Origin of the sequence: Streptomyces sp. NPDC017940, from assembly GCF_044328435.1 — a bacterium.
GTDB lineage: Bacteria > Actinomycetota > Actinomycetes > Streptomycetales > Streptomycetaceae > Streptomyces.
Genome location: NZ_JBIRHJ010000015.1, coordinates 33,818 through 59,665 on the forward strand (window position 1 = coordinate 33,818; position 25,848 = coordinate 59,665).

Sequence of the window (25,848 nt, forward strand, 5' to 3'; positions counted from 1 at the left end):
ACGGCGCGCTGCGTCAGGCAGGCTTGCGCGGCGCGTCAGGCCAGTTTGATCGAGTCGCCCTCGACGGTGATCTCCTTGGCGGACAGCGGCTTCGGCGCCGGTTTCTGCTTCACGCTGCCGTCGTTGATGTCAAACTTGCTGCCGTGGCAGGGGCAGTTGATGGTGCCGCCCTCGACACTTGTCACCGGGCACTGTTTGTGCGTACAGAGGTGGGAGAAGGCCTTGAACTGGCCCTTCGTCGGCTGGGTGACCACCACGCCCTCGTCCTTGAAGATCTTGCCGCCGCCCACGGGAATGTCCGCCGTCGTGGCGAGCACGGCGCCCCCGCCCCCGCCCTCCTCCTTCTCGGAGGCCTCGTCCGCGGGGTCGTCGTCCGACCCGCAGGCGGCGAGCGCGGCGGCCAGGCCCGCGGCGCCCACCGCCGTGACGACCGTGCGGCGCGTGGGGTCGGGGCGGGACGCCACGGGCGCGGCGGATCGGGTGGGTTCGGCGGGGCCGACGCGGGCGGCCGGGTCGGCCGAGGGGAGTGCGAAGGGGCAGTCGACCGTGCGCAGGAGTGATGCGTCCTGCTCTTCCCTGGAAGCAGTCATGCCGGATGATACGGGCGGCGGCGCCGAGTTGTTCATCCGTTCAAGGACTTTCTCGCGAAGCCGGGCTCCGGGTTCAGCTGATCGGCCGTACCGCGGAGCCCGCCCCGACGCCGGGGAGCAGCGGGCGGTGGCGCCGGACCACGGCAGTAACCTGGGGCGATGCTCACCGAAGTCACCGCCGTCCGCTATGTGACGCCCCTGCGCGAGGGCGGATCGCTGCCCGGGCTCGTCGAGACCGACGACGGCCGGGGGACGTACGAGACGTACGTCCTGAAGTTCGCCGGCGCGGGCCAGGGTCGCAAGACGCTCGTCGCCGAAGTGATCTGCGGGCAGCTCGCGCGCCGCCTCGGCCTGCGCGTGCCGCAGCTCACCGGGATCCGGCTCGACCCGGTCCTCGGCCTCGGGGAGCCCGACCAGGAGGTGCAGCAGCTCCTGAAGTCGAGCGGCGGCCTCAACCTGGGCATGGCGTATCTGTCGGGAGCTCTCGGCTTCGACCCGCTGGCCTTCGCGGTGGACCCGGTCGAGGCGGGGCGCATCGTCTGGTTCGACGCGCTGATCAACAACGTCGACCGCTCCTGGCGCAACCCGAACCTCCTGGTCCGGCACGGCGACGTCTGGCTCATCGACCACGGCGCGAGCATGATCTGGCACCACAACTGGCCCACCGCACCGACCGCGGCCGCGCGCCCGTACGACGCCACTGACCACGTGCTCACCCCCTTCCGGCCGGACGTCGCCGCGGCCGCCGCGGAACTCGCCCCACAGGTCACCGAGAAGCTGCTCGCCGAGGTCACGGCCGACGTGCCCGACGCCTGGCTGGCCGACGAGCCCGGCTTCGACGACGCGGACGCGGTGCGGCAGGCGTACGCGGACGTGCTGCTCCCGCGCGCGGAGAGCATCCACGGACGGATCACCCTGGAAGGCGCGGAGAAGTGAACGACACGATCGCCCACGAGCCCACCCGGCATGTCTTCGAGTACGCGCTGCTGCGCGTGGTGCCGCGGATCGAGCGCGGCGAACAGATCAACGCGGGCGTCCTGCTCTACTGCCGCGCCCGTTCCTACGTGGCGGCCCGCACCCACCTCGACGAGGCCCGGCTGCGGGCCCTCGACCCCGACGCCGACGTGGCGGGCGTGCGCGCGGCGCTGCGGGCCGTCGAGGGGGTCTGCGCGGGCGGTGAGGCGGCCGGGCAGGCGGCGACGGACGACGCGGGGCGGCGCTTCCGCTGGCTGATCGCGCCGCGCTCCACCGTCGTACAGCCGGGCCCGGTGCACACCGGCCTCACCGCGGACCCCGCGGCGGAGGTCGAGCGACTCGTGGGGCTCCTGGTGCGCTGAGCCGACCGGCGGCTGCCCGGGCACTCGGAGGTGCCTGTGGCGACCGAGACCCTCGGGGTACCCGGGATCCCCGGGGTGCCGGGGACGGGCGGGTTCAGGGCGACCTCGACACCTAATGAGTCACAGTGCGGCTGTGGCCCGTTGACACCGCGTGCCAGGGCTTCTAGCGTCTCGTCTGCTGAAGGTACTAAGCGGTCGCTCACCGGGTGGCGGACCGCATCCCGAGGGCGAGGAGAGTCAGCATGTCCACCACAGAGCAGCGCGTCGCGGTCGTGACCGGAGCAGCGCGAGGCATCGGTGCGGCGACCGCCGTCAGGCTCGCCGCCGAAGGCCGTGCCGTCGCCGTGCTCGACCTCGACGAGGCCGCGTGCAAGGACACCGTCGAGCAGATCACCGCCGCCGGTGGCAAGGCCCTCGCCATCGGCTGCGACGTGTCCGACGAGGCCCAGGTCGAGGCCGCCGTCGCCCGCGTCGCGGCGGAGCTCGGCGCGCCCACGATCCTGGTGAACAACGCGGGCGTGCTGCGCGACAACCTGCTGTTCAAGATGAGCGCGAACGACTGGGACACGGTCATGAACGTGCATCTGCGCGGCGCCTTCCTGATGTCCCGCGCCTGTCAGAAGCACATGGTGGACGCGGGCTTCGGCCGTGTCGTCAACCTCTCCAGCTCCTCCGCCCTCGGCAACCGCGGCCAGGTGAACTACGCGGCGGCCAAGGCGGGCATGCAGGGCTTCACCAAGACCCTCGCCAAGGAGCTGGGCAAGTTCGGCATCACCGCCAACTCCGTGGCGCCCGGATTCATCGCGACCGAGATGACCAAGGCCACCGCGGAGCGCGTCGGCATGGGCTTCGAGGACTTCAAGGCCGCCGCCGCCACGCAGATCCCGGTGCAGCGCGTGGGCACGCCGGAGGACATCGCCAACGCCATCGCCTTCTTCACCGGCGACGCGGCGGGCTTCGTCTCCGGCCAGGTCATGTACGTGGCCGGCGGCCCGCTCGACTAGGGCTCCGCCCGCCCACCAAGGACCAGCTCCCTCGCAAAGGACGGCACAGATGGCAGTGCAGGACAGCGGCAAGGCGGCCCTGATCACCGGCGCCAGCCGCGGCATCGGCTACGGCATCGCGGAGGCCCTCGTCGCCCGCGGCGACCGAGTATGCATCACCGGACGCAACGAGGACGCCCTCAAGGAGGCCGTGGAACGGCTCGGTGCCGACCGCGTCATCGGCGTCGCGGGCAAGGCCCACGACGAGGCGCACCAGGCGGTCGCCGTGGAGCGCGCCATGGAGGCGTTCGGCCGCGTCGACTTCCTGATCAACAACGCCGGTACGAACCCGGTGTTCGGCCCGATGGCCGACCTGGACCTGAACGTGGCCCGCAAGGTCTTCGAGACCAATGTGATCTCCGCGCTCGGCTTCGCCCAGCTGACGTGGAAGACCTGGCAGGGCGAGCACGGCGGCGCGATCGTGAACATCGCCTCCATCGCCGGGGTGGCGCCGTCGCCGTTCATCGGGGCCTACGGCATCAGCAAGGCGGCCATGGTCAACCTGACCCTCCAGCTGGCGCACGAGTTCGCGCCGAGGGTGCGGGTCAACGCGATCGCCCCGGCCGTGGTCAAGACCAAGTTCGCGCAGGCGCTGTACGAGGGCCGCGAGGAGGAGGCCGCGGCCGCCTACCCGCTCGGCCGCCTCGGTGTGCCGTCCGACATCGGGGGTGCGGCGGCGTTCCTGACCTCGGCGCAGTCCGACTGGATCACCGGCCAGACGCTCCAGGTCGACGGGGGCATGTTCCTCAACGCGGGCGTCGGGTGACGGATCGGGGCGAACTGCGGCAAAGGCCGGTCTGTCGTCCGTAAGTGATGTTTCCGCGCATGAAGTGCCCCGCCGCGCAACGGAGTTGGTACGGCGGGGCACTGCGGTATGGTCTGCCGATCCATGGCACGGCAGACCGAGGAGCGTGCGCGTGTTCAGAAGAGTTGACCTGCGGTGCCTGCGGCCGGTCGCGCTGCTGGCGTCCGTGTCCCTGGTCGCGGGATGCGGACTGCTGTCCTCCGGGGGATCGGACGACGACGACGTCATCACCGTCGGCACGACGAGCGCGCCGAGCACGCTCGATCCCGCGGTCGCCTACGACGGTTCCTGGGAGCTGTACCGCAACGTCTTCCAGACGCTCCTGAGCTTCCCCGAAGGCGCCACCGAACCCCAGCCCGACGCCGCCGAGCGATGTCGGTTCACGGACGGCTCCAGCATGGTCTACACGTGTACGTTGCGGGCGGGGCTGAAGTTCTCCGACGGTCACGAGCTGGACGCGAGGGCGGTGAAGTTCTCCTTCGACCGGATGCGCCGCATAGCCGTCGAGGGCGGCCCCGCCGGGCTGCTCGGCTCCCTGCGCGAGGTCGCGACGCGGGGTGAGCGGAACGTGGTCTTCCGGCTTCGCAAGCCCGACGCCACCTTCCCCTTCGTGCTCACCACGCCCGCCATGTCGATCGTCGACCCCGGCGAGTACCCGGCGGACAAGCCGCGCGAGGGCACGGAGATCAGCGGCTCGGGACCGTACACGCTGAAGACCTACCGCGTCGGCGACCGCGCCGAACTCGTCGGGAACGACCACTACGAAGGCGTGGCCGACCGCAGGAACGACGCCGTGACCATCCGCTACTTCCGCGACTCCGACGCCATGGTCGACGCCCTGCGCGCCAAGGAGATCGACCTGACCTTCCGCGGACTCGCCGCCCGGGACGTGGTGGCGCAGCAGGGCGCGGGCAAGGAGAGCCGGATCCGGCTCGTCGAGGGCGCGGGCACCGAGATCCGCTACCTGGTGTTCAACCCCGAGGACCCGTGGGCGCGCAGACCCGCGGTGCGCAAGGCCTTCGCCCAGGTGATCGACCGCGGCGCCATCGCCCACAAGATCTACAAGGACACCGTGGAGCCGCTGTACTCGATGGTCCCACGCGGGGTCACGGGGCACGGCACGGCCTTCTTCGACCGGTACGGCAACCCGAGCGCGGCCAAGGCAAGGCGGATACTCCAGGCGGCGGGCATCACCGAGCGCGTCCCGCTCACGCTCTGGTACACCACCGACCGCTACGGCTCCGCGACGGGTCCGGAGTTCGCCGAGATCAAGCGGCAACTGGAGGACTCGGGCCTGTTCAGGATCACGATAGAGGGCCGGCCGTGGCAGGAGTTCGACAAGGGCTACAAGAGCGGCGAGTACCCGGTCTTCGGGCGCGGCTGGTTCCCCGACTTCCCCGACGCGGACAACTTCATCGCCCCCTTCGTAGGCCGCGACAACAGCCTGAACATCCCCTACGAGGTGCCGCGGATCACGGACGAGGTGTTGCCGCGCTCCCGCCGCGAGGCGGAGCGCAGCAATGTCGTGGACCAGTTCCAGGAGGCGCAGCGCATCCTGGTCGACGACGTACGGCTGCTGCCGCTGTGGCAGGGCAAGCAGTACGTCATGGCGAGCGAGGAGATCTCCGGCGCGGAGCGGGCCATGGACCCGTCGGCGATCATGATGATGTGGCAGCTCGGGCGGAAGACGAGCTGGTAGGCCGCCGGGACGGCGGTGCCGGTCGGATTGTCAGTGGGCGCCGGTAGGTTCTGTGGTGCAGAACTGAACGCACCCCGGAGGTTGTTGACGTGACCGACATCGCCATGCTGCCCGCGTCCTGGCGCGGAGTCCTCGGCGAAGAGTTGCAGAAGCCCTACTTCAAGGAGCTCACCGAGTTCGTCGAGGAGGAGCGGGCGAAGGGGCCGGTCTTCCCGCCGCGCGAGGAGGTCTTCGCCGCCCTGGAGGCGACGCCGTACGACCGGGTGAAGGTCCTCGTCCTCGGCCAGGACCCCTATCACGGTCCGGGGCAGGGCCACGGCCTGTGCTTCTCGGTCCGCCCCGGAGTGCGCACGCCGCCCTCGCTCCGGAACATCTACAAGGAGGTGAAGGAGGAGCTCGGCCACCCCGTGCCGGACAACGGCTATCTGATGCCCTGGGCCCAGCAGGGCGTCCTGCTCCTGAACGCCGTCCTGACGGTCCGCTCGGGCGAGGCCAACTCCCACAAGGGCAAGGGCTGGGAGAAGTTCACCGACGCGGTGATCCGCGCCGTGGCGGCCCGCCCCGACCCGGCGGTCTTCGTCCTGTGGGGCAATTACGCCCAGAAGAAGCTGCCCCTGATCGACACCGAACGGCACGTCGTCGTGAAGGGCGCGCACCCCTCGCCGCTGTCCGCGAAGAAGTTCTTCGGTTCCCGCCCCTTCACGCAGATCGACGCGGCGGTGGCCGCCCAGGGCCACGAGCCCATCGACTGGCGCATCCCCGACCTCGGCTGAGCGGGCCCTTCCCTGGGCCGGGCAGGCGGGCGCGCCTCGCTCCGCACCGCGCCTGACCGGGATTGTCAGTGGTGGCCGCTAGCGTCGGAGGCGTCCGTGGGACCGCGGGCCGGCGGCGGCCCGGCTGTCGCGGACGACGGACGAACGGCGGCTGGCGACCGGCAGCCGCCGACGGACTGGCGAGGGACGTTCCGTGGGCCGGCCAAGGCCCGCGGTCCGTCCGGCGGACGCGGAGGGCGACGCGGTGACGGAGCGGCAGGAACAGACGGCGGCGGACGGCGAGGGCGCCGTGATGACCCGGATCGGGCAAGCGGTCATGTTGCAGCACGCGGGCGACCGCGAGGAGGCGAGGACCCGGTTCCTCGCCCTCTGGGCGGAGATCGGCGAGGGCGGCGACCCCCTGCACCGCTGCACCCTCGCGCACTACATGGCCGATACGCAGGACGACCCGGCGGACGAACTGGCCTGGGACCTGCGGGCGTTGTCGGCCGCGCACGAACTGACCGACGAGCGGGTCAGCGCCCACGACAAGTCCTTGGCGGTGCGCGGTTTCTACCCCTCGCTGCATCTGAACCTGGCCGCCGACTACGTGAAGCTCTCCCGCCCCGCCGCGGCCCGCAGCCACCTGCGACTCGCCCGCGGCGCGGTGGGCGCTCTGGGCGACGACGGCTACGGCGACGGCATCCGAGCCGCCCTGGACCGCCTGGAGGCACAGGTGGGGGAGGGGGCCGTCGGGGAGTAGGCACCGCCGGCTCACCGCCCGTACGCCTCGCGGCAGATGACCGCCTCCGGGCTGTCCGGTTTCCAGCCCGCGTGGACCCTGCCGAGCGCGCAGAGGTCGACGTCGGGACGGGTGGGCCAAGGGTGCGGGGGCGCCGCCGTCGAGGTGCGCGGGGGAGCGCCGTGGTCACCGCCGTGCGCGGGCTGCCTCGGCGGTTCGCGGTGCGCGGGGCGGTCGTGACCGGTGGTGGGCTTCGGCCCGGCGGCGGGCGGGCCGGGCGGCGGTGCCGGCGTCGGCGGGCGGCGGGGGGTGCTCGTGGCAAGCGGGGGTGCGCTGCGCGGCGGCACCGCGGGGCCCATGCGTTGCAGCGTGTCATGGGCCGGGGCCTGCACCGCGCGGGGCGCTCGGCTCGGCGGGGCGTCGGCGGTCGCGGCCGGCCCCGCCGACGCGCCCGTTCCGGTCGCCGTGGCACTCTGCCCGGCGGGCCGCTCCACCTCCGTACAGCCGGAGAGCGCCAGCACGGCCGTGGGCACCAGAACCACCGCGGTGATCGTCGTTCGCTGCACCCGCGCCACTCTGCTGCCCCCGGCACGGCCCCGCGGGCCGAACGCCTTGGCGTACTCCATACGGGTGACGCGGCGCCATGCGACGACGCGGGGCTGTACGTCTTCCGGCGCGGTGCCGGGCTGCGCGACCTCCCGGCACGATCGCGGGGGTGTGCATCGCGGTCCCGGTACGGCCCCGGGGCGCATGTATTACGGCACGATCCTGGAACGCATGCCTCCCGTACGGCTACGGGGGCGCATATGCCTCGGCACGGATGCGGGGCCGCACGCCCCGGTACGGCCGCGGCGCCGTAAGTCTCGGCGCGACCGCGGCGCCGTAGGCCCCGGCACGCCGAAGCCAGGCCGCGGCCAACCACTCCACCTCACATCTCCCGATGCCCTCCACCCCGCGCACCGCTCTCCGTGCCGCTCGCCGCGGCGCCCCCGTCGAGCATCCCGTGGAGCAACTCCCTGAAACCCGCTCGTAGTTCGTCCCATGTCGGTGTCGTCGCGTGGTACGAACCCGCGGCGCACGAGAACAGCAGGCCGTCGCTCCATGCGACCAGGGACAGGGTGTGGCGGGCGGGGTCGGTGGAGCCCGCCGCCGCCATCATGCGGGTCAGTGGCTCGCGGAACTGGGCGCCCGCCGCGTCGTAGTAGGCCCGGAGCTCGGGGCGTCGGGTCGCCTCCAGGGCCAGTTCGTAGCGGGAGACGAGCAGATCGCGGTGGTCGTCGCCGCTGAGGTAGCGGTGCAGGGTCAGGGCGAGGCCGTCGGCCAGGGAGTCACGGCTGCCGGCCGCGTCGGGGAGTTCGGCCGGGGTGAGGACCTCGCTCTCGCGCTCGGCCTGGCGGCGCACGGCGGCCTCCAGGAGGGCGAGCCGGGTACGGGCGTGGTTCGACGTCGACCCCAGCGGAAGGCCCGCGGCCTCGTCGACGGCCCGGTGCGTGAGGCCACGCATTCCGCGCCGGGCGAGCAGGGCCAGAGCGGTGTCGGCGATGAGTTCGGTGCGGGCCGAGCCCGTGACGCGTGCAGGCATGATCCCACCCTACCGCCGTCACTACGTATGTAGTATCTTCGTGTCCAATCGGAACTACATATGTAGTCGAACCTGTATACGCCGTATACGCGGTCGGAACTGCACATGCAGCCAGAACTCGTCGAACCGGCGACGGGGGCGAGTGCCGACGAGGGAGAGATCATGGCGGGAACAGCGAGGCGTCAGGTGCCGCACGCCGTGGTGGCGGGCGGTGGTATCGGCGGTCTGACCGCCGCCATCGCCCTGCACAGGACAGGCTGGCGCGTCACCGTCCTCGAACGCGCCGGGTCCCTGGAACCGGTGGGGGCGGGCATCGGGCTCGCGCCCAACTCCCAGCGCGCCCTGGACGTCCTCGGCCTCGGGGACCGGGTGCGCGGGCTCTCTGCCTGGCAGGGGGCGGGCGGCGTACGGGCCGGGAACGGCCGCTGGCTCGTGCGCACCAGCACCGCGGCGACGGAGCGGGAGTTCGGCGGCGGGCTCGTCAGCCTGCACCGCGCCACCCTCGTCGACCTGCTCGTCGGGGCCCTGCCCGCCGACTGCCTGCGCCTCGGGACCGAGGCCCGCCTCGTCGACCCCGGCGGCCCCGGCCGCACGGCCGTCGTCGCGACCGGCGACGGCGACATCGAAGCCGACCTCGTCGTCGGCGCCGACGGCATCGACTCCCGCGTCCGCTCGGCCCTCTTCCCCGCCCACCCCGGGCCCCGGTACGCAGGCTTCACCGCCTGGCGACTCGTCGTACCCGCACCCGAAGACCCCTTCGAGCCGCACGAGACCTGGGGCCGCGGCGGCGTCTGGGGCACGCACCCGCTCAAGGACGGCCGGGTGTACGCGTACGCCACCGCCCTCGTGCCGCAGGGCGGCCGGGCGCCCGACAGCGAGAAGGCCGAACTGGAGCGCCGGTTCGCGCGCTGGCACGACCCGATCCCCGAGATCATCGCCGGTGCGAGGCCCGAGGACGTCCTGCGCAACGACGTACGCCACCTGATCGAGCCGCTGCCCGCCTACCACCGCGGCCGCACCGCCCTCCTAGGCGACGCCGCGCACGCCATGGCCCCCACCCTCGGCCAGGGCGGCAACCAGGCCATCGAGGACGCCGTGGTCCTCGCCCACCATCTGGCGCCGGACACCGACCTGTTCGCGGGACTCGCCGCCTACAGCGCGGCCCGCGTGCCCCGGACCACCGCGATCGTCCGGCAGTCCGCGCGCACCGCACGCCTGAACCACCTCACCGACGGCACGCTCATCGCCGTACGCGACACCCTGCTGCGGACCGCCTGCCGGATCGGCCCGAACATGATCATGCGGGGCTTCGCCGCCATCGCCGACTGGCGGCCGCCGGGCCCCCCGTATGCTGCGGGAACGGACGCGGGGGCGCAGGAGCGTGCATCCGCACGACGGTAGGGAGACAGTGGTGAAGGTCGGCTGCATCGGACTCGGTGACATCGCGACGAAGGCGTACCTCCCGGTGCTGACCACGCAGCCGGGCGTCGAGCTGCACCTACAGACCCGTACGCCCGCCACCCTGGAGCGCGTCGCCGCCGCCCACGCGATCCCCGCGGCGCGCTGCCACACCGACCTGGACTCGCTGCTCGCCCAGGACCTGGACGCGGCGTTCGTGCACGCGCCGACCGCCGCCCACCCGGAGATCGTCACGCGCCTGCTCGACGCGGGCGTGGCGACGTACGTGGACAAGCCGATCGCGTACGAACTCGCGGACTCCGAACGCCTCGTGCGCCTGGCGGAGGAGCGCGGCACGAGCCTCACCGTCGGCTTCAACCGCCGCTTCGCCCCCGGCTACGCCCAGTGCGCCGAGCACCCGCGCGACCTGATCCTGATGCAGAAGAACCGCGTGGGCCTCCCGGAGGAACCGCGCACGATGATCCTCGACGACTTCATCCACGTGGTGGACACGCTGCGGTTCCTGGTGCCGGGCCCGGTCGACCACGTGAGCGTGCGCGGCCGGACGGACGGCGGCCTCCTGGAGCACGTGGTGCTCCAGCTCGCGGGCGACGGGTTCACCGCGATCGGCGTGATGAACCGGTTGAGCGGGTCCACGGAGGAGATCCTGGAGGTGTCGGGTCAGGACACCAAGCGGCAGGTCCTCAACCTCGCCGAGGTCGTGGACCACAAGGGCCAGCCGACCGTGCGGCGGCGCGGCGACTGGGTGCCGGTGGCGCGGCAGCGCGGCATCGAGCAGGTCGTGCTCGCCTTCCTGGACGCCGTGCGCGCGGGCAAGCTGGTCAGCGCCCGGGACGCGCTGGCGACCCATGAGCTGTGTGAGCGGGTGGTACGGGCCGTCCGGGAACAGGCCTCCTGAACGCCCTCGCGCCCTCCACCGCACCGAGGAGGGCGAGGACGCCGAGCGCCCCGTGCACCGGCCAGTCGCCGAACCGCACGTAGGGAGTGGTGCCCGTGGCCAGCGGTATCTCGTACTCCGCTGTGCCCGAAGTGGACGTGCCGAGCCAGGGGCCGAGGCGCTCACCGCTCGGGCCGTAGGCCGCCGAGACGCCGGTGAGCGTGGCGTGCACCATGGGGCGCCCGGTCTCGGCGGCCCGCACCGCGGCCAGCGAGGCGTGCTGTTCGGGCGCCCAGCTGCGCTGGAACGTCGACGTGGAGGACTGGGCAAGGAGCAGCTCCGCGCCCTCGCGGGTCAGATGGCGGCTCATGTCGGGGAACGCCGACTCGAAGCACACGAGCGGTCCCACCCGCAGCCCGTGCCCGACGTCCATCACGACGGTCCGCCCACCCCGCCTGCGGTCCTCGCCCGCGGCCTTGCCGACGGAGGTCGCCCAGCCGAGCAGCGAGCGGGCCGGCACGTACTCACCGAAGGGGACGAGGCGCATCTTGTCGTAGCGGTCACCGGTCGGCCCCCGGGGACCCACGAGGACCGAGCTCTTGAATATGCCGGGGCGGTCCGAGCGGCGGGCGTCGACGTTCACGAGGATGTCCGCGCCGACCTGCCGGGACAGCGCGGTGATCCTGTCGGCGAGGTCGGTCCTGTCGGCCAGGTCGTGCCCGACGCTGCTCTCGCCCCACACCACGAGGTCAAGATCGCGGCCCGCGAGCGCCCGGGTCAGCTCCTCCTCGCGGGCGAAGCGCTTCTCGGGGCCGTCGACGCCGTTCACGACGCCGGGCTGTACGACGGCGACACGGACGCTGCCCGCGGCTTCCGGGCGCGGGGACCAGACCCAGACCGCGGCGCAGACGGCCGCCGCGGCGACCAGGCCGGCGAGCGCGGGAACGCGGGCGGCACGGTGGGCGGCGAGCACGGCGACGCTCGTGTTCACGGCGACCACGAGGGCGCTGACCAGCCACACACCGCCGACCGACGCGAGCCGCAGGGCGGGCTCCACCTGCCACTGACTGGAGCCGAGCAGCCCCCAGGGGCCGCCGAGCCCCTCCCAGGACCGCACCAGTTCCACCGTCAGCCAGCCGGACGGCAGCACGAGCAGCGCGGCGGCGGCGCGGCCCGGCGAGGGCGCGCCGCCCAGGAGGTGGCGTACGAGCCAGCCCCACGGCGCCCACAGGAGTCCGAGGAGCGCCGCGAGGACCAGCGTGAACACATGCAGGCTCGGCAGCAGCCAATGGTGCACCGCGACCATGAAGCCGAGCCCGCCGAGCCAGCCGTCGAGGGCCGCGCGTCGCCCTGTCGGCGCCGAACGGGCGAGCAGCAGCCACGGCACGAGTGCGACGTGGGCGAACCACCACCACGACGGCGCGGGGAACGCCAGGGCGGGCAGCGCACCGCACAGCGCGGCCAGGGCGCCGCGCCACCGCGGCGACGCGAGGAGCGCACGCCCGCGCACCGGGTCGAGAACGGGTCCCGGGCGCCGCCACCACGGCGCCGTCACCTTCCCCGACGCCTCCCCCCGGTGCCGCCGGATGCCGTCGAGTACGTCCATGCAGCGCGCCTCCCTGCCCCGGCTCCGCCCCCGCCGTGCCCTCCAGTGTGCGCGCCCGGGACGATCTACGACAGGGGGCGCCCGATGTGCCGCACCGCGCGGGGTCAGACCTGCCCGGCGCGCCCGTGCCGCCTGCGCCACTTCTCCTGTACGACGACCTGGCGCAGCCGCCAGCCGCTGGGGGTGCGCACGGCGGTGAAGTCGTAGCGGCCGCCGCACTCGAAGTCCGGTGCGGTGTCGGGCGGCGGGGCGTCGGCCTGCCCGGCCTGCCGCGCGGCGGCGAACCGCATGGGGTTGGTGTAGTCCGCCTGTATCCGCGCGGTGTCGCCGACGTCCTGCTCACGGAGGCCGAAGCGGATCCTGCGGTTGACGACGAGGTGCTGGCGCACCTCGAAGACACGCAGGCTCTTCGCCAGCCAGTCGGAGACCTCGGCGACGGGTGCTTCGATGCCGCCGGCCGACCGGTAGTCGGCCCGTCCGCCCGGTGCGAACAGCCGGCGGTAGCCGTCCCAGTCGCCGTCGTCGACGGCGATGGCGTAGTCGGTGATGAGGGTGTCGATGGCCAAGCGGTCAAGGACTGCGGCGAGTTCCACGCGCTGCGTCATCGGATCAGTCTTGGGTACCGGGGGTGCGGCGCCAAGGGGCGGGGCGAAAGGCGTCGTCCCGACGGCGGCCGTCTACGCGGCCTGGACGATCTCGGCGCGCACCGCCTCGGCCCACTCGGTCACCAACTGCTCGTACTCGCGCCGCTGCTCGACGGAGAGACGGCCTCCGGCACGCAGCCACAGGCCTCGGATCCGCTCGTTCAACTCGGCCGACGACCGCACGGAACCACGGGGTTGGGGGGTAGAGGGCATGGCGTCAAGCCTAGGGGATGGCTCCGACAATCGGAACTGTCAGCTACCGCACACCTGCGGCAAGTGATCGGGGCGCAGGCGCCACAAGAGGCGCGCGCCCCGCGCGAGTTGCTCCTCGTGCGCTGGTCAGTGGGGTGTGGGGGGGCTCCTGGGACGGAGCGGGGTGCGATCCGGGGGCCGTCGTCAGTGACGGACGGCACGATCCGGAACGCCGTCCGGGGCCTCGGGGCGGCCGCGTCCTGTGCAGGGCAGGTGGATGAACAGGAGGACGATGCCGGAGAGGGTGAACACCCGGGTGGCGGCGTCGAGTCCGTTCCAGCTCTTGGACTGCCACATGGCGAACCACTCACCGCCGATGCCGATGAAGCCGCCGCCGAACAGCAGCATCAGCATGAGCAGGCCCACCGTGCTCAGGCGCCGGGCGCGGTCCTGGGAGCCGTCGCCGCGGCGGACCGCGAGAGCCCACCGCACCGTCGCGGTGACGAGGACCAGGGCGGCGAGGCTCTCCCAGGCGATGATGGCGACGTACGCGGCGTCCTGCCACGCGCGCGACTCGACCGCGCGCCACATCAGGTCGTCGTCCTTGAAGGTGGTGTCCATGGCCAGGACATGCCGTACGAACTGCTGGTTGGTGCCGAAGTCGGTGATGTTGCCGAACGCCACGAGCGCGATGTAGAGGGCGACGACACCGGTCAGCACGGCGGCGGCCACGGCCGGTGCCCCCAGGGCGGTGCCCCGGTCGTGAGGCTGCTTGCGGTTTGCTGGTACGAGGCGCATGCCGTGCTCCCTGTGTGCGCGAGTGAGGGCTCATGATCTCAGGGGGCGCACGGGGCGCGCAGGGGAGTGCGACTGTTGCGCGCGGCCGCACTCCCCCCGTCGGGCCTCAGGAGCCCGGTGTCTCGCGCAGGGCCTGGAGCAACTGCCGCAGCGGTGGCGCCGGTGGGCCCGGGGGCACGGCGAGCGACGTGGCGAGCGTCGGTGCGGCGAGGCGCCGCACCGCGACCCCCGGGACCGGCGGCAACCCCGCCACCTCGTAGAACACCGTCCAGGACGGCGCATCGGCACGCTCGTCCGCCAGGGCGGTGAGGGTCTCCTGGAGCGTGGTGAACGGCGGACCGGGCACGCGTTCGACGCCCGCCGCGCGCAGGGCTCCCGTCACCAGGTCGTGGAACGGCGGGTTGTGCCGGTGCGGGGCGAGGCGCAGCGGCAGGCCCGACAACTCCGCCAGGCGCAGCGGGGCGTGGGCCGGCCCCTCGCCCGCGGGCGGGGCCGCGGCCGGATGCTCCGCGGGCAGGGCCACGTACAGCGGGTCCTCCCACACCGGGAGGAGTTCGAGGCCCCGCGCTCTCGTCGCGGCCCGCACCAGCGCCGCGTCCAGTTCGCCGGAGCGCACCGCCGCGAGGCGTTCGGCCGGAGGGAGCCGCAGCAGGCGCACCCGCAGGTGCGGTGCCGTTCGCCGCAATGCCTCCAGGAGGCGGTACGTACGCTCGCCAGGACCCTGGACGGTGCCGAGACGCAGCACTCCCTCGGCGCCCGTGGCGAGGTCCGCCGCGATCCGCCGGGTGCGGCGCGCCGCCTCGAGGACGGCCCGCGCCTCGGGGAGCAGGCGCTCGCCCGCGCCGGAGAGCCGGACGTGACGGGTCGACCGGTCGAACAGGGTGACGCCGAGTTCGCGCTCCAGGCGGCGGATCTGCTGGCTGACCGCCGACTGCACGATGCCGAGGCGTCCGGCGGCACGGCCGAACCCGCCTTCGTCGGCGACGGCGGCGAAGTACTCGAGCTGGCGCAGTTCCACGGGTACCTCCCACAGCACCGGCGCACCGATCCATCACGACCGGTGATCACTGCAAGCGACAACTGCCGGTGGTGCGCGGGTTCTTCCCCGGGTCGAATGGGTCCCGGCCCGAAGGGGGCGCAAGCCGTTCACAGTGAGCACGAAAAGTACGAAGAGAACTTGAAGCGCAAAGAGCACGGAGAGGGAGCCGAGAGGGATGACGACGCAAGAGATACAGGCACAGGCACAAGCACAGGAAGCGATCGGCGCAGCCGCGTACATCGTGCGGCCCGGCACGGCCGAACACGTACCGCTGCCGCACGGCGGCGGCTTCGAGCTGCTCGCCGACGCGGGGGACACCGGCGGCGCCCTCGGCGTCAACAGGCTGACGCTCGGTGAGGGCGCCGACGGCGCCAGACCCCACCAGCACGCCCGGTCGACGGAGTTGTTCTACGTACTCGACGGTGTGGTGGAGTTCTTCGTGGGAGGCGGGACGACGTCGGTCGCACGGGGCGGACTCGTCGTCGTCCCGCCGGGAACGCCGCACGCGTTCGGCGCGGCGGCCGGTGCCACCGCCGATCTCCTGGCGGCCCTCACACCGGGTGTCGACCGGTTCGGCTACTTCCGTGCCCTGGGCCGCATCCAGCGCGGCCTGGACACGTTCGACAGCCTCCTGCCCGAACAGGACCGGTACGACGTGCACTTCCTCGGGGGCGCGGTCGCAGCGGACTGGGAGTCCGCCCGCGCTAGGACGGGTCGCGCACCGTCCCGGTGAGCGTCGGGCCCCAGCGCGGGTTCCACGACTGGTCGTAGGTGAAGAACCGGAGCCGCAGGGTCTCCTTCGGCTCCCGCACCCGGTCCTTGACGGTGGGCACGCTCACCACGACGCCGCGCTCGCCCGCCTGGACGGTCGCCGTCATGTACGCGGAGTCCGACACCTTCGACAGCGGGCGCTGCGGGTTCGGCGACCGGTCGAAGACCTCCTTCAGCCAGCGCTTGTCGACGTCCTTGGTGGACAGCTCCTTGCCGCCGCCGCGGACCGGCCGGATGTCGAACACGCCCTCGATCGCGACGTCGGCCGCCGCGGACAGCGAGACGCGCCACTTCAGGGGCTTGCCCTCGGTGACGCGGTCCGCGACGGGCTGCACGGTGACCTTCGGCATCGCGTCATCGTTGCGCACGGTCACGCCGCCGTTGTACGAACCGACCACCGCGCCGCTGACCGCCTTGGCCAGCACCTCGTGGGACTCGTCCGGGCCGTAGCGCTTGTTGCCGCGCACCGTGACCGGCACCTCGACGGGATCGCCGCCCGGACGCACCGTGAGCACGCGGGACGTGGTCTTCTGCGTGACCGGGTCGGTCACGAACAGCCGGATCTTGCCGCTGCCGTGCCCGGAGACCCGCACGGGCACCCGGTACTCGCGGACCCCGGAGTCACCCTCCTTGACCTCCAGTCGGCCGATGTCGACCCGCGCGAGACCGGCCGTCCCGGCGTCCGGGGTGCCGGGGCGCCAGCCCCACGCGTCCACCAGCCAGGCGCGCCCGGACCGGGTGCGGGGGGTGAGCTCCAGGGAGGTCACCCGGGTGAGGTCGAGTCCGGCGCGGGCCGCCGCGGCCAGCGGCACCCGGACCTCGCGTCCCCAGTACGAGGACGTCATCTCGGTGCCGGGCAGACCGTCGACCCGGACCTCACCCAGCGCGGACCGGTGCCCGGAGGCGTCGGTGGCCGCGATGTCGAGCCGGGTGCCCGTGGAGTTGGGCGGCACGATCACGCGCAGCGCGAGGGACGTGGAGCCCGCGAGGGACACGGGCTTCTTAGGCCGTACCTTCGTCGTGGCGCCGGACTGCGTCCAGTGCATCGCCACCGCGTGGCGGCCGGGTTCCGGCGAGGTCACCCAGGTGGCGAAGTGCGGTGACGAGCCCTTCGTACGGGGGGAGAGGCAGGCCCGGGAGGCCCGGTTGTCCACCTGTGCGCACAGCCGGCCGCTGCCGGACACGTCGAGCGAGGTGCTCGGCACGAAGGCGGGGGTGCGGTTGCCGCCGACGGCGTGCGTGAGCACCCGCGCCGGGTTCGCCGAGGGCGCGCGGCGGCCGGAGCCGTCGAGGAGCGGGCGCACCCGGTCGTCACCGCCGACGAACAGCCCGGCAGCGGCGGCGATGTACGTGGATCCCGCCTTCTGCTGCTGCTTGGCCTTCAGGCGCGTCTCCTTGCCCGGCGCGCACACCGGGTCGGGCCTGCTGCCGTCGGAGTAGAAGTCGTCGGACGCGGGCGCCGCGGCCTGCCCCGGGGTCCACTCGGTGTTGAAGAAGTTGTGGTTGGCGCCCACCACATAGACCGCGCTGTGCAGGGCGGTGCCGCGGCTGACGCCACGGGTGCCGTCGGCGAAGAGCTGGCCCTGGAGGTCGGACACGTCGCCGTCGCAGCCCGGCAGGATCGTCATCGACGGGACGTCGGGGACCGGGTTCTGGCCGAAGATGGTGGGGCCGATGAGCACGGTGCCGCGGATGTTCCACCGGGCCGGACCCGGCGCGCCGTCCTGGTCCGCCGGGGGCGGCGACAGGCTGTCGAGGGCGGCGCGATTGACGCCCTCACCGCCGCGGGAGTGGCCGACGAGCAGCACGCGGGAGGGGTCGACGGGCGCGGTGGCGCGCACGGCCGCGGGCGGGGAGCCCTGGCCCGCGGCCCAGTCCGCCCAGTGGCCGAGGTGCCGGCGCACCAGCGACGAACGGGCCTGGGCACCGCCGTCGGGTATGTCGTCCTGGCCGTTGATGCCGTTGGCGGATATCGACACCGTCACATAGCCCTGCGAGGCGAGGAGCTTCTGGTCGTGCAGATAGCCCCGGTAGCTGGGTATCGGCTTCTGGCCGCCCGTGCAGGGCCAGTTGCCGTCCACCTCGTCGCCGCTGTAGCAGGTGGCGTGGCGGCCGTGCAGGAAAAGGGCGAGGGGCCGCTTCCCGGGGGCGCCGGCCGGTCCGACCACGGTCGCGCGCATCTCGACCGGCTCAGGGAAGCCGGGAACGCGCACCGACGGCAGGGTGTACTCGCCGCTCACCGTGCGGTATTCGCCCGGGACGCCGGGGTCGACCCGGTTCGCGGGGAGGGGCGCCGAGGACGCGGGGGGCGGTGCGATCCGGGAGGGCGCCGGGACGGGCTTCGCGCCCTCGTCCAGACGACGGCCGCCCGCCTGCGCCTGGAGCCCGGACGGCGAACCGATCCCGGCCCCGTTCAGACGCAGCCGGAACGTCCGCTGGTCGCCGGTCGACTCAGGGACGCCGAGCAGCCGGTCGCCCGCGTAGAACTCGACGCGGGCATCCCCCATGGGCACCCGCTCGGGCGCCTGCCAGACCAAGTGCCTCTCGGCACCGGACCCGTCGAACCGCCAGCCCTTGGGGAGGCGGTCCTCGTTGTCGTCCCCCGACGGCGCGGGGACTCCCGGGGACGCCGGGTACTGCGCGGGTGTGGCATGTCTCGGTGACGCGGGCGGTATTCGGTCGCCAGGCTGCGCGTGCGCGAGCCCGGGGACCCCCGCCGCCAGCGCAAGGACCGCTGCCGCGGCGGTCACCGAGCGCGGGACATGGATCAAGACAGTCCTCCAGTTCGTGCTGTTCCGCGGCCACCGGTCCGGCGGCCGCCCCGGACCGCCCCCGAAGGGGCGCCGGGTCCCCCACCTGGAGATGTGAACGGGCGGGCACGGGTTGCCTCCTGGGGCGAGCCGGACCGCTCTTGTCCCGGGCGCCCGGCACCGCGCATCATGCAGAGATGGATGATCACCCTTCCGAGCCCCTGACCGCGGTCCGGCTCACCGCGTACGGCCGGGACGACCAGAACGAGATACTCGGCGACGGAGCAGACCCCTTCGGCGTCGCGGAGACGGGCCTGACGTGGCTGCCGAAGCAGGAGCACTTCGGTGTCCGGGCGGGGAGCCGACTCGTGGCGCACGCGGGCCTGTTGCGGGTGCCCGTGTCGGTCGGCGGCACCGAGGCCGAGGTGGTCGGCGTCGGCGGCGTGGCCGTCGCCCCCGGCCTGCGCGGCCGCGGGCTCGCGCGCACCGTCCTGACGGCGGCGCTCGCCCACGCCCGCACGATGGGCCCCCGCCAGGCCCTCCTCTTCTGCCGCCCGCCCCTCGTCGCCCTCTACGAGCGGCTCGGCTGGCTGACGCTGGACCAGGAGGTGTACGTACAGCAGCCGCGGGGCCCGGTGGTGATGCCCCTGCGGACGATGTGGACGCCACTGGGGACCGGCACGGAGGGTGCCGCAGCACGGGAGTGGCCTTTGGGGGAGGTGCGTTTGCTGTCGTACCCCATGTGAGGCCCACGTGAGGCCCATGACAGCGCCTGGCTGCTCTCGCGCGACGCGGGCAACGTCACCGCCGACGGGCAGCGGCACCAGTTCCGCGTGTTCGTCCTCGGCGGACGTGTCATCCATGCCCGCGAGCACATACAGGCCGCGACGGACACGCCCTGCAACACCTGTCAGGGTGCGACGGCCGTCCCCGTCGCACCGGCCGACCTGCCGCGCCGCCTTGCCGACCTGGCCGTCGCGGCCACCGCGTCGGTGGGGCTGCCCTTCGCCGGGGTCGACCTGGCGATCGAGAACGGCGGGGTCGTCTTCGAGGTCAACGTCCAGCCGGCCTTCGTCGACGGCGAGCTGGAGACGGTGGCCATGCCCTACGTCCAGGCCCATCTGGACGCTCTCGACCGGACCGCGGACAGCCGCAGGGGCCACCGCCCGGCGCGGGGCCCGCGGCACGGCGACGGGCTCCGCGGGCCCTCGCCGCAGGCGGCCTAGGACCCGTTGCCTGGTCGGGTGGGCCTTGCGAAGTAGGTGGGATCGGCCCGGAGCCGCAGGCGCGGTACGCGGCGTTCCCCTTAGCGTCGGTGCTCATGCAGCCCATGGACAGCGCCTGGCGCGACGCCCCCACCCGTACCCGCGACACACTGGACCGGCTCGCCGGGGAGCGGGACATCTGGGTGGCGACCGCGCACCCCGAGCACGGCCCGCACCAGGTACCGCTGTGGTTCTGGTGGGACGGCAGGGCGGTGTGGATGTGCACCGCCGAGCGGACGGTGACCGCGCGCAACGCGCGGGCGGAGCCCCGGGTGCGGCTCGCCCTCCCGGACACCGCCGACGTGGTCCTGCTGCACGGCGACGCGGAGTGCCACGGCGTCCAGGACGTGCCGCGGGAGGCGGGGGACGGGTTCGCCGCCAAGTTCGGCTGGGACCCGCGCCGGGAGGAGGCGCCCCATCTGTACCTGCGCGTCCTGCCGACGAAGGTGCTCGCCTGGCGCGGCGAGGCGGAGCACCGGGGCAGGGTCGTCCTGCGTGCGGGGGAGTGGGTGGGCCGGGACTGACGCGCCGGGCCCGCTCCGCCCCGCCCCGCCCGCTCTGGTCTGGTCTGCTCTGCCGGAAGACCCGCACAGGCGGCTGCGCGGCACCTCTGACCTGGCAGAAAGGGTTCGCCCTTGTGGTTCGCACCCCCTTCGAGTGAACGGTGGAATGTGTGACTCCGCGCATGGGCAGCCTGGCGAACGGTCCATCCGGACGCCGACCAGGAAGGTCACATCCCGACATGACGACGAAGCACACCTCCGCCGTGCCCCGAACCCCCTCCGCCCCCGACAGGGAAGCCGCGTCCGCACCGAGGAGGCGAAACCTGCGGCGGGCCGTCCTCGGTGCGGCGGCGGCACTCCTGGTGACCGGCAGCCTGGCCGTGGCCCCGCCCGCCGGTGCGGCCGACTGTCCCTCGGGTCACTTCTGTGCCTGGGAGCACGCCGGCTTCGGCGGCCAGCGCGCCAACTGGTCCGGTGACGACGGCTGGTGGGAGAGCTACATCGCCGACGAGGACTCCTCGTGGGCCAACCACGGCATCTCGGGCCCGGGCATCAAGGACCACGTCAAGGTGTACTCGCGCGCCCACCAGGGCGGTCACATGACCATCTGCCTCGCGCCGGGCCAGGAGGTCGGCGGCAACGGCGCGGCCAACGACGACGGCGACTCCCACACCTGGGCGAGGGGCTGCTGAGCCGACCGCCCCGACACGGGCCCACCGCCTGCGGGCGGCGGGCCCGTTCGCGTTCCCGCGCCGCCAACCTTTCACGTGATGGTGCGTCAGGAAGCCTCGTGCGGCGGCTTGTTCGGGTTACGCGAGGCTGTCGGACATAGGCCGGTCCTGTAGGGCATGAACGGCGCGGAACCGCGTATGTCGGTGATGTCAGAGCGCGGTGGAGGGTGAATGGCCGCGGGACTGTGCTTTCGGCCATGACGGGCGAGTAGGACGTCGCGGCCCGCTCCGGTCGACCGACGGCGCACCGACGCCCCGGACCCCGGCGCGCGCCCCCTGCCCGGGAGTGCGAGTCCCGCCCACCCGCGCCCGACGCGGGCCGGCGGCATGAGGAGGTCGCTCGTGCGGAGCATGCGCCGTATGACGCAGGCGGAGTGCCGTGAGGTACTGGCCAAGGCATGGGCGGGACGGCTCGCGGTGGCCCACCCCGGGCGTCGTGGGCCGCGCCCAGCGGGAGGTCCGGGCGGTCACGGCGCTCGGCCGTCCCCGCTGGCTCGTGGCGACCGACGAGGTGGGGGAGTGCCGCCGCGCGACCACCGCTCGCGGTCCGGACGTCGCACCGGACACCCTCTTCCTCGGAGAACGGCGCCGCGAGAAGGCGGCGCCTGAAGATACGGCCGGGATCGCGCTTCAGGGCAGCGAGGCCGCGGTCCCGGCTCTTCTCTCCTCGGGAGCGGCTCCCGCCCACCCCCGAGGAGAGGGCAGCGGTGCGAGGACGCCCGGCGGAGGGGGAGCCGCCACGTCCTCGCACCTGCGGCCGCCGCCCCCGCCGACGAACGGCGGCGACCGCCCGGGGGGTACGCCCGTCTCACCAGCGTGCACCCGTCGGGCGGAAAAAGCTCCACCCTTGCCTACACAACGTACCGAGAAAGCCAAAGTAGGTAACACAGGGGCACATGGGGCGAGAGTGACTACGTACAGTTACTGGCGTGCTGATGAAGTCTCCCGTCGGAAGGCGAGTCGCCCCCTCAGGAGGCGTCGAGAGCCTCCACCACGACGCGCACGGTTCCCAACGAGCCGTCCGCCGCGTCCGGCAGGTTCATCCCGGCGGCCACACCCGAGTGCAGGTAGTCCAGGACCGGCGCGGTGAGCCGCTCGCCGGGCAGGACGGCGGGGATGCCGGGCGGGTACGGGGTGATCATCTCGGCGGCGACGCGCCCCTCGGCCTTGGTGAGGGGGACGTCCTCGACAGTGCCGAAGTAGGCGTCGCGGGGCGTGAGGACCTGCTCCAGGCGGAGTTCGGCGGGCGCGGGCACCTCCACGCGCGTGGGCCGCGGCAGTTCGGACGCGGCGCGGGCGAGGGCGGTGAGGGCCCGCAGCAGGGGCCGGGTGGTCTCTTCGCTGTCCGCGTGCGTGAGTTGCGTGTTGATGCGCCGGTGGTCGGCGAGATGGACGTCGATGGCGTGCTGCTCGCGCAGCCAGTCGGCCGCCTGGTAGCCCGTGATGCCGAGTCCCGCGACCTCGATGACCACCGGCAGCGGATCGAAGTCGTGGGCGAGGCCGGGGCCGCAGAAGTCGTCCCTGCCGTTGACGTGCAACCCGTCGATGGCCTCGATCGCCGCCCGCACCTCGTGGGCGTGTGCCAGGGCGCGGCCGAGGAGCTGTTCGCCGCGCAGCGCCATCTGGCGGCGCCAGCCGTCGAGGCCGGCGTAGAGGAGGACCGAGGGGCTGGTGGTGCCGAGCAGGTCGGCCCGGCTCTCCAGGACGTGCGGTTCGATCAGGTCGCCCTGGAGGTGGAAGACGGAGCCCTGCTCCAGGCCGCTGCCCATCTTGTGGATGCTGGTCACGCAGACGTCCGCGCCCGCGTCCATGGCCCACTTGGGCAGATCCGGGTGGAAGGGCAGGTGTGCGCCCCAGGCCTCGTCCACGATCAGGGGCACCGAGCGGCTGTGGCAGACCCGCGCCACACCTTCCAGATCGGCGCAACTGCCGTACGGAGTGGGGCTGGTGATCAGGGCGCCCTTGGCATCGGGGTGGGCGCGGAACGCCGCCTCGTAGTCCTCGGCGGCGGGCGCGTGCGCGAGGTGGCGCTCGGCGTCCCAGCGGGGCTCCACCCACACCGGGTGGATGCCGGAGAGCACGAGACCGGAGACGACGGACTTGTGCGCGTCCCGGCCCACCAGGAGTTTGGTGTGCGGGCCCGCTACGGACAGCATCGCCGCCTTGACCGAGAGGGAGCTGCCGCAGGTCGAGAAGAACGTGTGGGACGCGTGCACGGCGTCGGCCATCAGCTTTTCCGCACGTTCCAGGACGGCCGCCCTCGTCAGCCGGTCGTCCAGACCTCCGGACGCGAGTAGATCTCCGTGGAAGACCGCGTCCCCGAGCACCTCGCGGACCCGGGGGTCGGCGCCGCGGGCCTGTTTGTGACCCGGGGGCGAGAAGGCCAGATGGCCGTGTTCGCGGTAGGCGGCGAGGGCCTCGAGGACGGGAGCCTGGGAGTGGTCGACTGACATGCGGTACGGCTTCCCCGGGGTTGCCGGGGGCAACCGGTGCGATCGTCGGCTGTCCCACTGTCGGCCGTACCGGGCCCGGCCGGGGGCAGGCACATCGCCTGCCGCCGACCGGGCCCGGGGCGAACTCGCACACCGTGTGCGGCGTAACGCGGCTTGCCGCACGCGCACGGCGTCGCGCGCACGGCGTCATGCGGGGCCGTGTCGCGCGTGCGGTGTCGCGCGTGCTGCGTCATGCAGGGCCGTGTCCCACGTGCGGCGTCGCGCGTGCGGCGTCATGCGTGACCGCGTCGCGTGTACGGCGTCACGCATGGCCGCTTCGCGCACGCGTGGCCGCTTCGCGCGTACGACACCACGCATGGTGGCGTCACGCGTGGGCGTCACCACGCGTACGGCATCACGCCTTCGAGCCCCGTCGTGCCAGCCACACCACGGCGAGACCCGCCGCGGCGGCGAGGAGCAGGGTGCGGTGGTCGCGCGCGGCGCGGGCCCCCTGGGCCGCCTTCTCGCGTACGGGCTCGGGTGCCCTGTCCTGCACCTGCTGCACGGCCTCGGCGGCCTTCGTCCTCGCCTGCGCCGCCTTGTCGCGCACGGGTTCGGGCACCCTGTCCTGCACCTGCTGCACCGCCTCGGCGGCCTTGGCCTTGAGCTGGTCCGCCTTGGCGACGGCCTGTTCCTTCACTTCGGTGGCCTTGGCGGCGGCCTGCTCCTTGACCTCCGTGGCCTTGGCCCCGGCCTGCTCCTTCACCTCGGCGGCCTTCTCGCCGGCGCGGGCCTTCACATCCGCCTTCGCGGCCAGGGCTTCGACAGTGTGCCCCAGCTCGGTGCGCGTGTGCTCGACCTGCTCGCGCAGCTCTTCGGGGGTGGCGGGGGCCTTCTCCGGGGGCGGCTTGCTCATCGGTGTGCACTCTCCTTGATCTCGGCCACGTCGGCCTTGACGTTCTTGATCGTCTGCTCGGGCGCGGGCGGGGCTGCCTCGCTGATCTCCTTCTTGCCGGTGAGGGCGAGAACGGCGGCGATCACGCCGAGGACACCGCCGACGATCAGCGCGGCGGCCCACACGGGCAGCGGCACGGCGAGGCCGGCGATCGCTGCGGCCACCAGGGCCTGAAGGGTGAGGAAGCCGACGAGACCGGCGCCGCCGAAAAGCCCGCCGCCCTTGCCGTAGTGCCGCCCCTTCTGCTTCATCTCCGCCTGTGCGAGGCGGAGCTCGCCGCGTACCAGCTCCGTCAGCTGCTGCGACGCGCGCTGTACGAGCTCACCCACCGGTTCGCTGCCCGACTGCGGCGCCGACCCGCTCATGGGTCGGTGCACCGGTTCACTCAACGGCGATGAACCGGTGTCGTACGTGGGCCGCTCCGTCTTCGGGAGCGGGCTGTGCGGACCATGTTCCGTCATGGCGATCACCTCCCGTCTCGTCGCCCGGCTCAGGCGCGGGCGCACCTGGCTGCGGACAGGTCCCGAGTACCCCGGAAGGAACCCTTCAGCCCTCGCGGTGCGAGAAGCCGGAATGCGTCACGGGACCTTCCCGGAATGCGTCACGAGACCTTCACAGAGCCAGCATGCTGCCGTACGCCGTGCCGGGCACCCGGGAAACGTGTCTGCCGGGAGGGAGCCCGGAACCGTGATTGTTGTCGCGTGCCTTCTGCTGCCGTTGGTCGGGCTGCTGCTGTACGGCATGGACCGGATCGAGGAACGACTCCTGCGGGGGGCGTCGCCCCAGGCGGACGCGCCACGGCACGCGCGCCGCCGCCACCTGCGTCTTGTGCGCGGCAGCCGCCGGTACGCCGCCGAGGTGCCACCCGCGACGGAGGCCCTCGCGGCGGAAGCGTTCGCGACGGAGGTGGCCGCGGCGGAGGTGTTCGCGGCGGAGGCCCCGCCGACCGGCGTACCCGCCAGTGCGACCGCGGGCGCACCCGCCGCTGCGCCCTCCCGCGCCTCTGCCGACGCGTCACCGTCGGACCGGCGTCGCGCTCACCGCCGCGACCGCTTTCACGGCCGTCGGCGTGAGCGTCGTGACCGGCGCCTGCACACCGCCGCTTGAGCCCTCGCACACCGACGGTGAGGGGCCACCGCGTGGCGCCGTCACCCGTTCGGCCCAATCCGGGGTGTGCCGTCTGTGACGTACGCAGGGGCATGGGGACAGCGCTGCCGGTGGGACCTGTCCCCATGTCGCGACTCTGTGTGACATCCGGCGTTGCGGCGTGCCCGTCCGCCGTGCGTGATGGGGGTGAGGCGTGCGGTGCCCGGGGC

27 protein-coding genes are annotated in these 25,848 nt (G+C 73.2%); 15 read left to right on the forward strand and 12 right to left on the reverse strand.

Features of this window, described 5'->3' with window-relative positions:
• Positions 1 to 35 precede the first annotated feature (35 nt).
• Positions 36 to 464, reverse strand: coding sequence for a Rieske (2Fe-2S) protein (locus ACH4DX_RS33740; protein WP_398157901.1), 429 nt, complete (start codon positions 462 to 464; stop codon positions 36 to 38).
• Positions 465 to 749: 285 nt separating this feature from the next.
• On the opposite strand from ACH4DX_RS33740, the gene ACH4DX_RS33745 reads away from it, so the two are divergent.
• From ACH4DX_RS33745 to ACH4DX_RS33775, 7 genes are all read left to right on the forward strand, one after another.
• Complete coding sequence (locus tag ACH4DX_RS33745) at positions 750 to 1,526, forward strand: HipA family kinase (RefSeq protein WP_398157866.1); 777 nt, start codon at positions 750 to 752, stop codon at positions 1,524 to 1,526.
• Positions 1,523 to 1,927, forward strand: coding sequence for a DUF3037 domain-containing protein (locus ACH4DX_RS33750; protein WP_398123722.1), 405 nt, complete (start codon positions 1,523 to 1,525; stop codon positions 1,925 to 1,927). Before ACH4DX_RS33745 ends, ACH4DX_RS33750 begins: the two co-directional genes overlap by 4 nt.
• Before the next feature lie 242 nt (positions 1,928 to 2,169).
• On the forward strand, positions 2,170 to 2,931 hold the full coding sequence (gene fabG / locus ACH4DX_RS33755) for a 3-oxoacyl-ACP reductase FabG (protein ID WP_398157867.1): 762 nt from the start codon (positions 2,170 to 2,172) through the stop codon (positions 2,929 to 2,931).
• Positions 2,932 to 2,980: 49 nt separating this feature from the next.
• On the forward strand, positions 2,981 to 3,736 hold the full coding sequence (locus ACH4DX_RS33760; RefSeq protein WP_398157868.1) for an SDR family oxidoreductase: 756 nt from the start codon (positions 2,981 to 2,983) through the stop codon (positions 3,734 to 3,736).
• A 151-nt stretch (positions 3,737 to 3,887) separates the two neighbouring features.
• On the forward strand, positions 3,888 to 5,474 hold the full coding sequence (locus ACH4DX_RS33765; protein ID WP_398157869.1) for an ABC transporter substrate-binding protein: 1,587 nt from the start codon (positions 3,888 to 3,890) through the stop codon (positions 5,472 to 5,474).
• An 89-nt stretch (positions 5,475 to 5,563) separates the two neighbouring features.
• Positions 5,564 to 6,247: a uracil-DNA glycosylase gene (gene ung, locus ACH4DX_RS33770; protein WP_398157870.1), complete on the forward strand. Its 684-nt coding sequence runs from the start codon at positions 5,564 to 5,566 to the stop codon at positions 6,245 to 6,247.
• Positions 6,248 to 6,491: 244 nt separating this feature from the next.
• Entirely contained in the window at positions 6,492 to 6,989 is a 498-nt protein-coding gene (locus tag ACH4DX_RS33775) for a hypothetical protein (RefSeq protein ID WP_030571398.1), read from the forward strand.
• A gap of 11 nt (positions 6,990 to 7,000) precedes the next feature.
• On the opposite strand, the gene ACH4DX_RS33780 is transcribed toward ACH4DX_RS33775, so the two are convergent.
• Entirely contained in the window at positions 7,001 to 7,534 is a 534-nt protein-coding gene (locus ACH4DX_RS33780) for a hypothetical protein (protein WP_398157871.1), read from the reverse strand.
• A gap of 362 nt (positions 7,535 to 7,896) precedes the next feature.
• On the reverse strand, positions 7,897 to 8,550 hold the full coding sequence (locus ACH4DX_RS33785) for a TetR/AcrR family transcriptional regulator (protein ID WP_398157872.1): 654 nt from the start codon (positions 8,548 to 8,550) through the stop codon (positions 7,897 to 7,899).
• Between the two features lie 162 nt (positions 8,551 to 8,712).
• Between ACH4DX_RS33785 and ACH4DX_RS33790 the strand changes: the two genes are divergently transcribed.
• Positions 8,713 to 9,951 (forward strand): FAD-dependent monooxygenase, encoded by a 1,239-nt coding sequence (locus tag ACH4DX_RS33790; protein WP_398157902.1) that lies wholly within the window; start codon positions 8,713 to 8,715, stop codon positions 9,949 to 9,951.
• A 10-nt stretch (positions 9,952 to 9,961) separates the two neighbouring features.
• The gene (locus ACH4DX_RS33795) at positions 9,962 to 10,867 is read left to right on the forward strand and encodes a Gfo/Idh/MocA family protein (RefSeq protein WP_398157873.1); all 906 of its coding nucleotides are present in this window, start codon (positions 9,962 to 9,964) and stop codon (positions 10,865 to 10,867) included.
• Here the strand turns inward: ACH4DX_RS33795 and lnt are convergent.
• The 5 genes from lnt to ACH4DX_RS33820 form a co-directional block, all read right to left on the reverse strand.
• Complete coding sequence (gene lnt / locus ACH4DX_RS33800) at positions 10,791 to 12,452, reverse strand: apolipoprotein N-acyltransferase (protein ID WP_398157874.1); 1,662 nt, start codon at positions 12,450 to 12,452, stop codon at positions 10,791 to 10,793. The two genes, ACH4DX_RS33795 and lnt, sit on opposite strands and share 77 nt — an antisense overlap.
• Before the next feature lie 104 nt (positions 12,453 to 12,556).
• Positions 12,557 to 13,057: a nuclear transport factor 2 family protein gene (locus ACH4DX_RS33805; RefSeq protein WP_398157875.1), complete on the reverse strand. Its 501-nt coding sequence runs from the start codon at positions 13,055 to 13,057 to the stop codon at positions 12,557 to 12,559.
• A 72-nt stretch (positions 13,058 to 13,129) separates the two neighbouring features.
• Complete coding sequence (locus ACH4DX_RS33810; RefSeq protein WP_398123711.1) at positions 13,130 to 13,309, reverse strand: hypothetical protein; 180 nt, start codon at positions 13,307 to 13,309, stop codon at positions 13,130 to 13,132.
• A gap of 183 nt (positions 13,310 to 13,492) precedes the next feature.
• Entirely contained in the window at positions 13,493 to 14,086 is a 594-nt protein-coding gene (locus ACH4DX_RS33815; protein WP_398123710.1) for a DUF2165 domain-containing protein, read from the reverse strand.
• 106 nt (positions 14,087 to 14,192) lie between these two features.
• Positions 14,193 to 15,104: a LysR family transcriptional regulator gene (locus ACH4DX_RS33820; protein ID WP_398157876.1), complete on the reverse strand. Its 912-nt coding sequence runs from the start codon at positions 15,102 to 15,104 to the stop codon at positions 14,193 to 14,195.
• Between the two features lie 196 nt (positions 15,105 to 15,300).
• On the opposite strand from ACH4DX_RS33820, the gene ACH4DX_RS33825 reads away from it, so the two are divergent.
• On the forward strand, positions 15,301 to 15,858 hold the full coding sequence (locus ACH4DX_RS33825; protein ID WP_398157877.1) for a cupin domain-containing protein: 558 nt from the start codon (positions 15,301 to 15,303) through the stop codon (positions 15,856 to 15,858).
• Here the strand turns inward: ACH4DX_RS33825 and ACH4DX_RS33830 are convergent.
• Positions 15,830 to 18,667: a hypothetical protein gene (locus tag ACH4DX_RS33830; protein WP_398157878.1), complete on the reverse strand. Its 2,838-nt coding sequence runs from the start codon at positions 18,665 to 18,667 to the stop codon at positions 15,830 to 15,832. The two genes, ACH4DX_RS33825 and ACH4DX_RS33830, sit on opposite strands and share 29 nt — an antisense overlap.
• A 176-nt stretch (positions 18,668 to 18,843) precedes the next feature.
• Between ACH4DX_RS33830 and ACH4DX_RS33835 the strand changes: the two genes are divergently transcribed.
• The 4 genes from ACH4DX_RS33835 (at position 18,844) to ACH4DX_RS33850 (ending at position 21,106) form a co-directional block, all read left to right on the forward strand.
• A complete protein-coding gene (locus ACH4DX_RS33835; RefSeq protein WP_398157879.1) occupies positions 18,844 to 19,392 on the forward strand; it encodes a GNAT family N-acetyltransferase in 549 nt (182 codons plus the stop codon).
• Positions 19,393 to 19,422: 30 nt separating this feature from the next.
• Positions 19,423 to 19,872 (forward strand): RimK family alpha-L-glutamate ligase, encoded by a 450-nt coding sequence (locus ACH4DX_RS33840; RefSeq protein ID WP_398157903.1) that lies wholly within the window; start codon positions 19,423 to 19,425, stop codon positions 19,870 to 19,872.
• 95 nt (positions 19,873 to 19,967) lie between these two features.
• The gene (locus tag ACH4DX_RS33845) at positions 19,968 to 20,435 is read left to right on the forward strand and encodes a pyridoxamine 5'-phosphate oxidase family protein (protein ID WP_398123705.1); all 468 of its coding nucleotides are present in this window, start codon (positions 19,968 to 19,970) and stop codon (positions 20,433 to 20,435) included.
• Positions 20,436 to 20,737: 302 nt separating this feature from the next.
• Positions 20,738 to 21,106 carry a peptidase inhibitor family I36 protein gene (locus ACH4DX_RS33850; RefSeq protein ID WP_398157904.1) on the forward strand — a complete coding sequence of 123 codons (369 nt, stop codon included), beginning with the start codon at positions 20,738 to 20,740 and terminating at the stop codon, positions 21,104 to 21,106.
• Positions 21,107 to 22,113: 1,007 nt separating this feature from the next.
• On the opposite strand, the gene ACH4DX_RS33855 is transcribed toward ACH4DX_RS33850, so the two are convergent.
• The 3 genes from ACH4DX_RS33855 to ACH4DX_RS33865 form a co-directional block, all read right to left on the reverse strand.
• Positions 22,114 to 23,598: an aminotransferase class I/II-fold pyridoxal phosphate-dependent enzyme gene (locus ACH4DX_RS33855; protein ID WP_398157880.1), complete on the reverse strand. Its 1,485-nt coding sequence runs from the start codon at positions 23,596 to 23,598 to the stop codon at positions 22,114 to 22,116.
• A gap of 394 nt (positions 23,599 to 23,992) precedes the next feature.
• Positions 23,993 to 24,493: a DUF3618 domain-containing protein gene (locus ACH4DX_RS33860; RefSeq protein WP_398123703.1), complete on the reverse strand. Its 501-nt coding sequence runs from the start codon at positions 24,491 to 24,493 to the stop codon at positions 23,993 to 23,995.
• Complete coding sequence (locus ACH4DX_RS33865) at positions 24,490 to 24,897, reverse strand: phage holin family protein (protein WP_398157905.1); 408 nt, start codon at positions 24,895 to 24,897, stop codon at positions 24,490 to 24,492. The genes ACH4DX_RS33860 and ACH4DX_RS33865 overlap by 4 nt, the downstream gene beginning before the upstream one ends.
• A gap of 322 nt (positions 24,898 to 25,219) precedes the next feature.
• Here ACH4DX_RS33865 and ACH4DX_RS33870 point away from each other — a divergent pair, with 322 nt between their 5' ends.
• Positions 25,220 to 25,639: a hypothetical protein gene (locus ACH4DX_RS33870; RefSeq protein ID WP_398157881.1), complete on the forward strand. Its 420-nt coding sequence runs from the start codon at positions 25,220 to 25,222 to the stop codon at positions 25,637 to 25,639.
• The last annotated feature ends 209 nt before the right edge of the window (positions 25,640 to 25,848 follow it).

Excerpts from the sequence above, each read along its gene's own strand:
- ACH4DX_RS33745 (WP_398157866.1), top strand. The coding sequence starts at position 750 with ATGCTCACCGAAGTCACCGCCGTCCGCTATGTGACGCCCCTGCGCGAG.
- fabG (WP_398157867.1), top strand. The coding sequence starts at position 2,170 with ATGTCCACCACAGAGCAGCGCGTCGCGGTCGTGACCGGAGCAGCGCGA.
- ACH4DX_RS33825 (WP_398157877.1), top strand. The coding sequence starts at position 15,301 with ATGACGACGCAAGAGATACAGGCACAGGCACAAGCACAGGAAGCGATC.
- ACH4DX_RS33760 (WP_398157868.1), top strand. The coding sequence starts at position 2,981 with ATGGCAGTGCAGGACAGCGGCAAGGCGGCCCTGATCACCGGCGCCAGC.
- ACH4DX_RS33835 (WP_398157879.1), top strand. The coding sequence starts at position 18,844 with ATGGATGATCACCCTTCCGAGCCCCTGACCGCGGTCCGGCTCACCGCG.
- ACH4DX_RS33815 (WP_398123710.1), bottom strand. The coding sequence starts at position 14,086 with ATGCGCCTCGTACCAGCAAACCGCAAGCAGCCTCACGACCGGGGCACC.
- ACH4DX_RS33810 (WP_398123711.1), bottom strand. The coding sequence starts at position 13,309 with ATGCCCTCTACCCCCCAACCCCGTGGTTCCGTGCGGTCGTCGGCCGAG.
- ACH4DX_RS33790 (WP_398157902.1), top strand. The coding sequence starts at position 8,713 with ATGGCGGGAACAGCGAGGCGTCAGGTGCCGCACGCCGTGGTGGCGGGC.
- ACH4DX_RS33860 (WP_398123703.1), bottom strand. The coding sequence starts at position 24,493 with ATGAGCAAGCCGCCCCCGGAGAAGGCCCCCGCCACCCCCGAAGAGCTG.
- ACH4DX_RS33865 (WP_398157905.1), bottom strand. The coding sequence starts at position 24,897 with ATGAGCGGGTCGGCGCCGCAGTCGGGCAGCGAACCGGTGGGTGAGCTC.
- ACH4DX_RS33805 (WP_398157875.1), bottom strand. The coding sequence starts at position 13,057 with ATGACGCAGCGCGTGGAACTCGCCGCAGTCCTTGACCGCTTGGCCATC.
- lnt (WP_398157874.1), bottom strand. The coding sequence starts at position 12,452 with ATGGACGTACTCGACGGCATCCGGCGGCACCGGGGGGAGGCGTCGGGG.
- ACH4DX_RS33855 (WP_398157880.1), bottom strand. The coding sequence starts at position 23,598 with ATGTCAGTCGACCACTCCCAGGCTCCCGTCCTCGAGGCCCTCGCCGCC.
- ACH4DX_RS33785 (WP_398157872.1), bottom strand. The coding sequence starts at position 8,550 with ATGCCTGCACGCGTCACGGGCTCGGCCCGCACCGAACTCATCGCCGAC.
- ACH4DX_RS33845 (WP_398123705.1), top strand. The coding sequence starts at position 19,968 with ATGCAGCCCATGGACAGCGCCTGGCGCGACGCCCCCACCCGTACCCGC.